Genomic DNA, 8,751 nt, shown 5'->3' with positions numbered 1-8,751 from the left:
CCCCGCCCGGGCCTGCGCGGGGGCGGGCTTTTTTGTCTGAAATCAGTGTAGAAAACGCAAGACAGAGAAACACCGCATGGCACATGGCATTCATATTTTCAACGTCTGCCTGAGCAGATTGATAAGGAATCTGTTAGCCTCGCTGATTGAGGTAAAGCAGATAGAACAAACAAAACAGAGCAAGCAGACAGAGTCAAATAAGGAGCACAGAGTATGAAACCCCGAATCAGTGTGCTGACACTCGGTGTGGATGATCTGGAACAAGCGGTCAGTTTTTACCGGGATGGTCTGGGCTTACACACAGACGGGATCATCGGCCAGGAATTTGAGCACGGAGCAGTGGCCTTTTTCGATTTGCAGTCGGGGCTCAGGCTGGCGCTCTGGCCGCGCAGCAGTATCGCGCAGGATACCGGCTTGCCTCAGTCAGAGTCTTCACCCACAGGGTTTACGCTGGGGCACAATGTCGGCTCGAAAGCAGAGGTCGACAGTGTGATGAAACAAGCCGAATCTGCCGGTGCCACTGTGATCAAAACCGCGCAGGAGACTTTCTGGGGCGGCTACGCCGGCTATTTTCAGGATCCGGACCAGCATGTGTGGGAAGTGGTGTGGAATCCGCATTTTCTGCCAGATGAACAAGTCTAACGATAACCAAGGATATACCCGTGAAACACATCGATAATGATGAGCAGTACTACAATCAAACCTTCGATAAGTTGTCGCTGTCTTTTGCTGAGTTTACCGGCGTTGAATTTGAAGACTGCGAATTCAACGACTGTAACTTTACCGAAGCCGTCTTCAAAAACTGCAAGTTCATCAATTGCCAGTTTCATCAATGTAACCTGAGTTTGCTGAAGATCCCGCACACGCGCTTTTTCGACGTTAGTTTTCTGGCATGCAAACTGGTGGGTATCGACTGGACGCAGGCCAACTGGCCGTCGTTTAATATCGACCATGAATTGCGGTTCCGGCAATGCATTCTCAATGACGCTTCCTTTTTCGGCCTGACATTGAATGAGCTCAAACTGGACGATTGCAAACTGCACGATGTCGATTTCAGGGAAGGCGACTTTAAAGACTCAGTCATGACCTTCTGCGATTTCACCCACAGCCTGTTTATGCGTTCCGATCTGCGCCGGGTCGATTTCACTGAATCCAGCCATTACAACATTCACGTACTCGACAATCAGGTTGAAGGTGCCAAATTCTCCCGTTTTGAAGCGTTACATCTGCTGGAAAGCCTGGGCGTTGAGCTGGTGGATTAGCCCGGTGTAACGGAAAGTTTCAAAGCAGCGAGTCAATCAAACGAGTCAATAGAATGCGACCAGTAATTCAAATTTCTATGTAATAGCGCTTATTGCAATCTGGTTTATCGAGCTGCATATGAGAATGGATGCATTATGACGCTTTGATGACAATGGCGTTTTTTCTTCGCTTTTATCATAGCCGCCACAAACCGGGACGAAATTTTGTCCGGCCAACACTGGTCTGCCAGTCCCGGCTGTTTGTCTGAGGTTAGGTTTTTGATCAAAGTTTGGAGAGAAGATGAAAAAGCACTTTGTTTTAACCCTGTCATGTCTGATTGCAGCACTTCAGGCCGGTTCGGTACTCGCGGCTGACAATCAACACTGGAGTTACAGCGGGCATAATGGCCCTGAGCACTGGTCGACGCTGGATCCTGAATTTAAGGTCTGCGCCACTGGTAAAAATCAGTCCCCGATCAATCTAACCGCGGCCGTTGCAGGCGTATTAGCGCCGCTTGAAATCAGTTACCGGCCTGCTGGTGCCAGTGTAATCAATGATGGTCACACAGTGCTGGTCAATTATCAGCCCGGCAGCTATATCACGCTTGATGGTGAGCGCTTTGAGCTGAAACAGTTTCACTTTCATACCCCCAGTGAAAATCTGATCCACGGTGAGTCTTTTCCGCTGGAAGGGCATTTTGTCCATGCTGATAAAAACGGCAGCCTGGCGGTGATTGCGGTGATGTTTAAAGAAGGCAAAGCCAATCACGCACTGGCTTCGATCTGGCCGCACATTCCGGCACAGGTTGGGGAAACGGCGGCGCTGAAACAGCCTGTCGATGCCAGTCAGATGCTTCCCGCACAGCAGGATTATTATCGCTTCAGCGGCTCGCTGACCACGCCGCCCTGCTCGGAAGGGGTGCGCTGGCTGGTGATGAAAGCGCCCCAGACATTATCGGCCAGTCAGATATCAGATTTCATGAAAACCATAGGGCACAGCAATAACCGTCCGGTGCAGCCGCTGAATGGCCGCGTGGTGGTGGCTTCCTGATCTTCTGTCACCTGAAGCGCTGTGTTGGAGGATATTGGCCTGGAAATAGTCCTGAAACAGTGCTTAGTCATTGACCCATTGATTATGCTGTTCCTGGTTCTGGTAAAGCCAGAACTGGTGATACAGCTCTTGCTGGCTATTGATTTGTAGTTTTTTGTAGATACTTTTACGGTGGTTCTTCACCGTGCCTAACTTAATGTTCAGCTTACCTGCAATCTGCTTGCTGGCTAAGCCCTGAAGGATAAGCTGAACCACCTGTCTTTCACGCTCTGTCAGGATGTCTGCTGCAAATTGGTTGGAAACGTAAAGCGGTTCACCTTCCGACATATTGTCGTGTAGGCTGCTGCTCAGCCAGTACTGTTCAAACAAGGCTTGCAGTACAGGGAACAGATAGACGATCAGCTCGAATGCCTCATCGCGTTTACAGCGCTTTCTGTGGTTATAAAACCCAAAGGAGACAGCAATACACTGTTGTTCTGAAAGGGAAAAGTAAGCCATGACTTCATCATACAGACCCAACCTGGAGTAATATTCGTTATAAAATGGGCTGTGATAAAAGTCGGCGGTAATGACATCTTCCAGTGTTTTCAGATTGGGCTCGCGATTGGACTGCCAAAACTGAAAGAATGGATCATCCTGATAGTGTTTATCTAAGGCAAAAATAGCCTTGATCTCCTGCTCATAGGACAGGTTATGGACCAGAGTTACCGGGCGTTGATCTTGCTGGTAGAAAAAAACCGCTAAGTTGATGCCTGGAAAGTAGTTATCCAGTAAGCGCCCAAAAGCCGGCAAAAAGTCAGGGGTTCTGATTTTTGCCGCTAATTCAGCCAGGGGTTGCAAACTTGCAGGATACACAGGCATCAAAATCACTTATAGGTTTAACAGATAGCGTTCAACAATGGGGCTATCTCGGATAGTAACGCTTGTTGATGGGGCTGCAAAGACTGTTGTCCCCAGTTCGCAATGTCTGAACCCAGCGGATCCGGCACGTGCAGGGGTGAATTGCTTAACGCTTCCACAACAGCATGCCCGCAGAATGGCACATAACCTTCTGAATATCCGCCTTCGTGAATCATTGCCATCTTTCCGCCACAGTGATTATCGGCGAGTACCATCAGGCGCTTTGTCATCCAGCCGTATGTCTCGGCATTTAGCATCATACAGCCTAACGGATCCATGGCACTGGCATCAAAACCGCAGGCAACCACAATGAGTTCAGGTTGAAAGCGATCAATTGCGGGCTCAACGATCTGCATCATGGTGGCCTGGTAAGCACCAATGCCAGAGCCGGCAGGTAAAGGAACATTCAGGTTATAACCAAAGCCGCGTCCTTCTCCGCGCTCATGGATGGATCCTGAATTTATCGGGTAGTTATTGTCATGATGGATGGAAATTGTCAGTACGTCTTCATCCTGATAAAAGGCTTCCTGTGTGCCATTGCCGTGGTGGACATCCCAGTCGACAACCACCACGCGTTTCACCAGCCCTTTTGCCTGCGCGGCTTTAATGGCGATGGGGATGTTGCCTAACAGGCAGAAGCCATTGCCCTGGTGACTTTCGGCATGATGACCCGGTGGGCGGGTCAGGCAATAGGCATTGTTTACCTCTCCTTCCAGCACACTTTCAACCGTTGCAATAGCCAAGCCTGCCGATAGCTTGGCAATATGAAAGGCATCCTGGCGAAACGGTGCGCAGGCCCCTGCATCACCAAATTGTTTATCGCTAATCATCGCCAGCCGCTGAATGTACTCATGCGTGTGAAATCGCTGTAAATCTTCATGGGTAGCCAGATCTCCCGTTATGGGTATCAGTGTTGCATATAAGCCACTGACATCCAGTAAGTTCTTGAAACGTCGCTTGGTTTCTGGATTTTCTGCCGCTGTACCCGGCTGGATGAATCCCCCCGGTGCATCAAAGACACTGCACGGGCCGGTATCGTGCCACATACACTGCTCATGAAAGGCAAAACCTGTCTTGTTCATAGTGCTAATCCTTATGCAAGTACAATGAAGATAATAGAACTGATGCCTGCGGCTATCAGGGTATAGGGAAGCTGAGTGATGGCATGTTGTACCGGAGAAATGCCACAACCTTTGGCGGCGATCACGGTCGAGTCACCAAAGAAGCAGGCGTGACTGCCAAAGGCACCGGCTGAAATCAGAGCGCCCAGTGTCAATGGCATGTTGGCATCCAGAGCCTGCGCCAGAGGCACCAGGATAGGGAATGACACCGCATAAATTCCCCAGAATGAACCGGTAGAAAAGGTGAGTACAGATAAGACGATAAAGGCGATAACGGGCAGCCAGTCTGCTGTCACATAAGGCGTAACCGTGTCGATAAGAAAGTGGGTCAGTCCTAATTTATCATTGACGATTTGCAGAATAAAAGCCGTGAAAACAATACCGATGGGGACCAGCATGGTTTGCAGACCATGCATCATTTCATCAAACAGCCGGCTGAAAGTCGCGATTCCCTGCAGCGTATAAAGTGCAAAGCAGGTCGCGAGGGCGCAGCCTACACCAATCAGGGCATCAATGTTGAAGTACCAGGTTGCGCCAATCAGGATCAGAATAGGTAAAATAAAGTTGATCACTCTGGGTGTCTGGTTGAGTTCTGCAGGGAATGTTTCTGTTGGAATCTCTGGGTGGGCTTCTGCTTTTTTCATGGCGCCCAGAGGAGGAATGATTCCCAGCGCAACGAAGGGGATGATCAGCACGGCAATCCAGGGGTAAACCACATAAGGGATGAGGGTGAAGTAGTAAGCAATACCGCTTCCGGCTTCAGCCACACCGTTAGTTTCGATTAGTCCGGCAATAAAAATGACCCAGGTTGAAAAGGGCACTAGCAGGCAAACCGGGGCAGAAGTGGAATCCACCACATAGGCCAGCATTTCTCGCGAGATTTTCAGCTTGTCCGTGACTTTTTTCATTGCAGCGCTGACCGTCAGCGCGTTCAGGTAATCGTCGATAAAAATCAGTAACCCCAGCAGCCGGCTCGCGAGCAGCGCCTGCCGGCGTGTCCGAATATAAAGCTGCAGTTTTTCACTGAAAGCCAGTGTTCCGCCTGATAAATGCAGTAAGGCAATCAATCCGCCAAACAGACCAGTCAGGAGCAGTATCCAGCCCATCACCGGGCCTTGCATCACTTCTAAGGCTGCGCCGGTAAAATCTTGTAATGCAGACGTGGGGGAAATAATCAGAAAGCCAATAAGAGAGCCGGCAATCAGCGGCTCAAGCGTGCGTCTGGTGGCCAGCGCTAACACTATGACAGTTACACTGGGCAGTAATGAGGCAGCACCAAAGTTGCCTTGGGCGGCAAAAAAGATATGACTTATCACAGCGACGATAACGAGGCCGCTGATCGCTAAAAGCCAGGACACTGGCAAGGTTCTCAAGCGTTCTTTCGTAATGGCGTATTCCATAACCGATATCCTTCCTGGAGGTTGTTATGGAATTGTTATGTAAATGACAGGGGCTGCACATGTCCCTAAGGGGACAGTGTTATTGTGAAGTCGCACAGTATCTGAGCGAAATACCAGACGCGCAAAAGAGGCGGGGAAGGTTCAATGGACAACGACATAGCGACATGACTGCCAGCTATGTCATTGATATTCAGTTAAACAACGAGACTTTAACGGGAAAGTTATTTAATGACCGCTTTGATCGCCGCTTCGGCGTAGGCAACATCCAGGTGACCACCAGGCGCGCCACCGACGCCAATGGCCGCGACGACCTGATTATCCACACTGACGGGCAGACCGCCGGCCAGAAACAGTAAATTGTCATCCATGTCTTTCAGCGGCGCCATCAGCGGCTTATCGTTCACCAGCGTCATCAGGTTCGCCGTCGGTTGCTTCATGCTGACCGCAGTGAAGGCTTTCTTGCGCGAGCTGTCCAGGGTGTGCGGTCCGGCATTATTCTGACGCAGTTGGGCCAGTACCCGGCCGGAGCGATCAACCACAGTGGCAGTGACGGCATAGTTATCTTTGGCGCACTGCGCAACAGCGGCTTGTGCCAGATCAAAAGCGGTGCCGGAGGCAAGCTGGGTCTCGGCAACTGTGGTTGCTGCCGATGCAGACGCGACGAAGACAGAGAAGGCCAGGCAAAGCTGAGGTGCGAGAGTTTTCATGTCATATCCTTTGATGGGATGGGAGAATGACGCTACTTTACTGGGTCTCAATTGCCGCAGACTTGCCCGAAGATTACCAAACTGTAATCATCAGGCCATGGACCGTCATGGTATTATCTGTGGTTTGGCTAACACGGGCGCGCTCAGGAATAAGCATGCATATCTTGGTGATAGAAGACGATCCCTCTATTCGTGAGTTTGTACGGCAGGGGCTGGAAGAGCTGGATTTTCAGGTCACAGTGTGTGCCGAGGGCAAACTGGGGTATCAGCTTGCCAGCCAGGAAAGTTATGATCTGATCATTCTAGATTTAATGTTGCCCGTGATGGATGGCATGGCGATTTTGCGGCAATTACGGGGCGAAGGGCATCTAACTCCGGTGCTTATTCTCAGTGCCCGTCATTCGGTCGATGAACGGGTGCTGGGGTTACAGTCCGGTGCCGATGATTATCTGGTCAAGCCATTCGCGTTTGCCGAACTGGCGGCCCGTTGTCAGACGTTGCTCAGGCGTCAGTGCGCGGCTTCAGGTACAGATGTCCTCAGTTATCAGGGGCTGACGCTGGACTTATTATCGCGGGAAGCCCGGCGGGACGGCGTGCTGATTGCATTGAAACCCAGAGAGTTTTCTTTGCTGAAATTGCTGATGACTCAGCCGGGGCGGGTGCTATCAAAAACCGTGATTCTGGAGCAGGTGTGGGGCTTTCAGTTTGACCCGCAGACCAATGTGGTGGATGTGCTGGTCTGCCGCCTGCGCGGAAAAATCGACAAAGGTTATGCGACGCCGCTGCTGCACACAATTCGCGGAGTGGGTTATGTGCTCAGACATCAGGGCTGAACAGGCCACACGTGGTGCTCAGCGTGCCTTGTTCAGCCGTTTTTTGCTGACGTTGTTTTGCTGTTTTCTGCTGATAGTGACTGTCATGGCGCTGGTGCTGACTTACCAGCTCGATTATCAGGAAAGAAAGCTGCTTGAATCGTACGGTCAGGAATACCAGCGCATCCTCACTTTTGAGTCGGACGCAAAGTTCGAGCACGTGGTGGTCAGCAATCCCAACCGGCTGATTGAAAACGCCGTCAGTGTGTCAAAAGAGACGATTACGGGTGAGCTTGAATGGGTCAGCGGTGCAGAGCCAGCCACTTTGTCAGATGCTCCGTCTGCCTACCTGTTAGCGGATCGTTTGTGGTATCACCTATTCAGTGATGCGCCCTATCTTGCCCTTGAACTCAGTGGGAAACTGGCCCGCTACTGGCTGGTGATGGACGGTGGCCCAAGGCGCAGTCAGTTACTCAGGCAGGGCAGTTGGCTGATTGTGGCGCTGGCTGTCATGGTCGCTGTGATGTCACTGGTGGTCTGGCAGCTACTGAGCCGCACACTCTTGCCTTTGCACAACCTGGCTAAAAGTGTGGATCAGATCAGCAGCGGCTCTTTGGATGCCATGCTGGATACTGATCTGCCGCCTCCTGAAGCCAGAGGGCAGTTTGGACAACTCAGCCGGAGTGTGCAGCAGGTGCTGAACCGCCTGAAGGACGCTGTCCGGGGAATGGATAATACCGTGGATGCGATTGCCCATGATGTCAGAACACCGCTGTCCCGTATCATACTGACCACAGAAGCTGCGCTCAGCGAACACAATGGCAAACAGGAGAGTGAGCAGTCACAACATAAACTGGCCGCCGCGTTATCAGACTGTGCGGAATCAGCACAGAAAGCCAGCCAGATGCTCACCACCCTGATGCGTATTCATGATGAGCAGGTCGGCCGTCATCCTTGTCAGCTGGCGTCGGTCGATCTGGCCTCGTTACTGGCTGAAGTCGCCGCCTGGTATGAGGAAGTGGCCGAAGATGCCGGTTTGACGCTGAATGCGTCGGCTCTTCAGCCAGTGCTACTGCAATCCGATCCCAAACGCCTGACACAAATCGCGGTTAACTTGCTGGATAACAGTCTGAAATACAGCCAGCCCGGCGGTGAAATCACTCTGCTGTGCGGTGAAGAGGATGATGCGGTGTGGTTCAGTGTCCGGGATCAGGGGATCGGGATTGCACCAGCGCATCAGAGTCTGATTTTCCAGCGTCTGTACCGGGTGGAAGCGAGCCGTCATCAGCCCGGCTACGGTCTGGGTTTGCCGTTCGTGACGGCTATGGTTAAGACACTGCAGGGACATATCACACTGGACTCAGCGCCGGGTAAAGGCAGCCGGTTTACCGTCCGGCTGCCCAAAGCGCAGGCAGCTGGAGCTATCAGTCCCACTCAGGCGCAAAATCCGGATTAGCCACACGATGGCCGCGATCCAGAGCAGCAATATCGGCAAGATCGGTGGCGTCCAGCTCAAGTG

General features: G+C 51.7%; 9 protein-coding genes. 5 read left to right on the top strand and 4 right to left on the bottom strand.

The annotated features are described in order from the left end of the window. The first annotated feature begins 213 nt into the window (after positions 1 to 213). The 3 genes from P0Y67_RS10980 (at position 214) to P0Y67_RS10970 (ending at position 2,292) form a co-directional block, all read left to right on the top strand. Positions 214 to 642, top strand: coding sequence for a VOC family protein (locus tag P0Y67_RS10980; protein WP_342391892.1), 429 nt, complete (start codon positions 214 to 216; stop codon positions 640 to 642). A gap of 20 nt (positions 643 to 662) precedes the next feature. Continuing rightward, positions 663 to 1,262, top strand: a complete 600-nt coding sequence (locus tag P0Y67_RS10975; protein ID WP_342391891.1) for a pentapeptide repeat-containing protein — start codon at positions 663 to 665, stop codon at positions 1,260 to 1,262. A 280-nt stretch (positions 1,263 to 1,542) separates the two neighbouring features. Further along, positions 1,543 to 2,292: a carbonic anhydrase gene (locus tag P0Y67_RS10970; protein WP_342391890.1), complete on the top strand. Its 750-nt coding sequence runs from the start codon at positions 1,543 to 1,545 to the stop codon at positions 2,290 to 2,292. Positions 2,293 to 2,355: 63 nt separating this feature from the next. Here P0Y67_RS10970 and P0Y67_RS10965 read toward each other — a convergent pair whose 3' ends face one another. The 4 genes from P0Y67_RS10965 to P0Y67_RS10950 all read right to left on the bottom strand — a co-directional run bounded on the left by P0Y67_RS10965 (position 2,356) and on the right by P0Y67_RS10950 (position 6,420). Further along, entirely contained in the window at positions 2,356 to 3,153 is a 798-nt protein-coding gene (locus P0Y67_RS10965; RefSeq protein WP_027251269.1) for a response regulator transcription factor, read from the bottom strand. A 17-nt stretch (positions 3,154 to 3,170) separates the two neighbouring features. Continuing rightward, positions 3,171 to 4,274: a class II histone deacetylase gene (locus P0Y67_RS10960; RefSeq protein ID WP_342391889.1), complete on the bottom strand. Its 1,104-nt coding sequence runs from the start codon at positions 4,272 to 4,274 to the stop codon at positions 3,171 to 3,173. 11 nt (positions 4,275 to 4,285) lie between these two features. Continuing rightward, positions 4,286 to 5,713, bottom strand: coding sequence for a Na+/H+ antiporter NhaC family protein (locus tag P0Y67_RS10955; protein ID WP_342391888.1), 1,428 nt, complete (start codon positions 5,711 to 5,713; stop codon positions 4,286 to 4,288). A gap of 221 nt (positions 5,714 to 5,934) precedes the next feature. Continuing rightward, entirely contained in the window at positions 5,935 to 6,420 is a 486-nt protein-coding gene (locus tag P0Y67_RS10950) for a GlcG/HbpS family heme-binding protein (RefSeq protein ID WP_342391887.1), read from the bottom strand. Positions 6,421 to 6,575: 155 nt separating this feature from the next. Here P0Y67_RS10950 and P0Y67_RS10945 point away from each other — a divergent pair, with 155 nt between their 5' ends. Together P0Y67_RS10945 and P0Y67_RS10940 are read left to right on the top strand one after the other, a co-directional pair. Continuing rightward, positions 6,576 to 7,253 (top strand): response regulator transcription factor, encoded by a 678-nt coding sequence (locus P0Y67_RS10945; RefSeq protein ID WP_342391886.1) that lies wholly within the window; start codon positions 6,576 to 6,578, stop codon positions 7,251 to 7,253. Further along, entirely contained in the window at positions 7,231 to 8,688 is a 1,458-nt protein-coding gene (locus P0Y67_RS10940) for a HAMP domain-containing sensor histidine kinase (protein WP_342391885.1), read from the top strand. Before P0Y67_RS10945 ends, P0Y67_RS10940 begins: the two co-directional genes overlap by 23 nt. Positions 8,689 to 8,751: the final 63 nt, after the last annotated feature.

The organism is Photobacterium sp. SP02 (assembly GCF_038519165.1).
GTDB classification, from domain to species: Bacteria; Pseudomonadota; Gammaproteobacteria; order Enterobacterales; family Vibrionaceae; genus Photobacterium; species Photobacterium halotolerans.
This window is presented reverse-complemented; position numbering and strand designations above follow the sequence as displayed.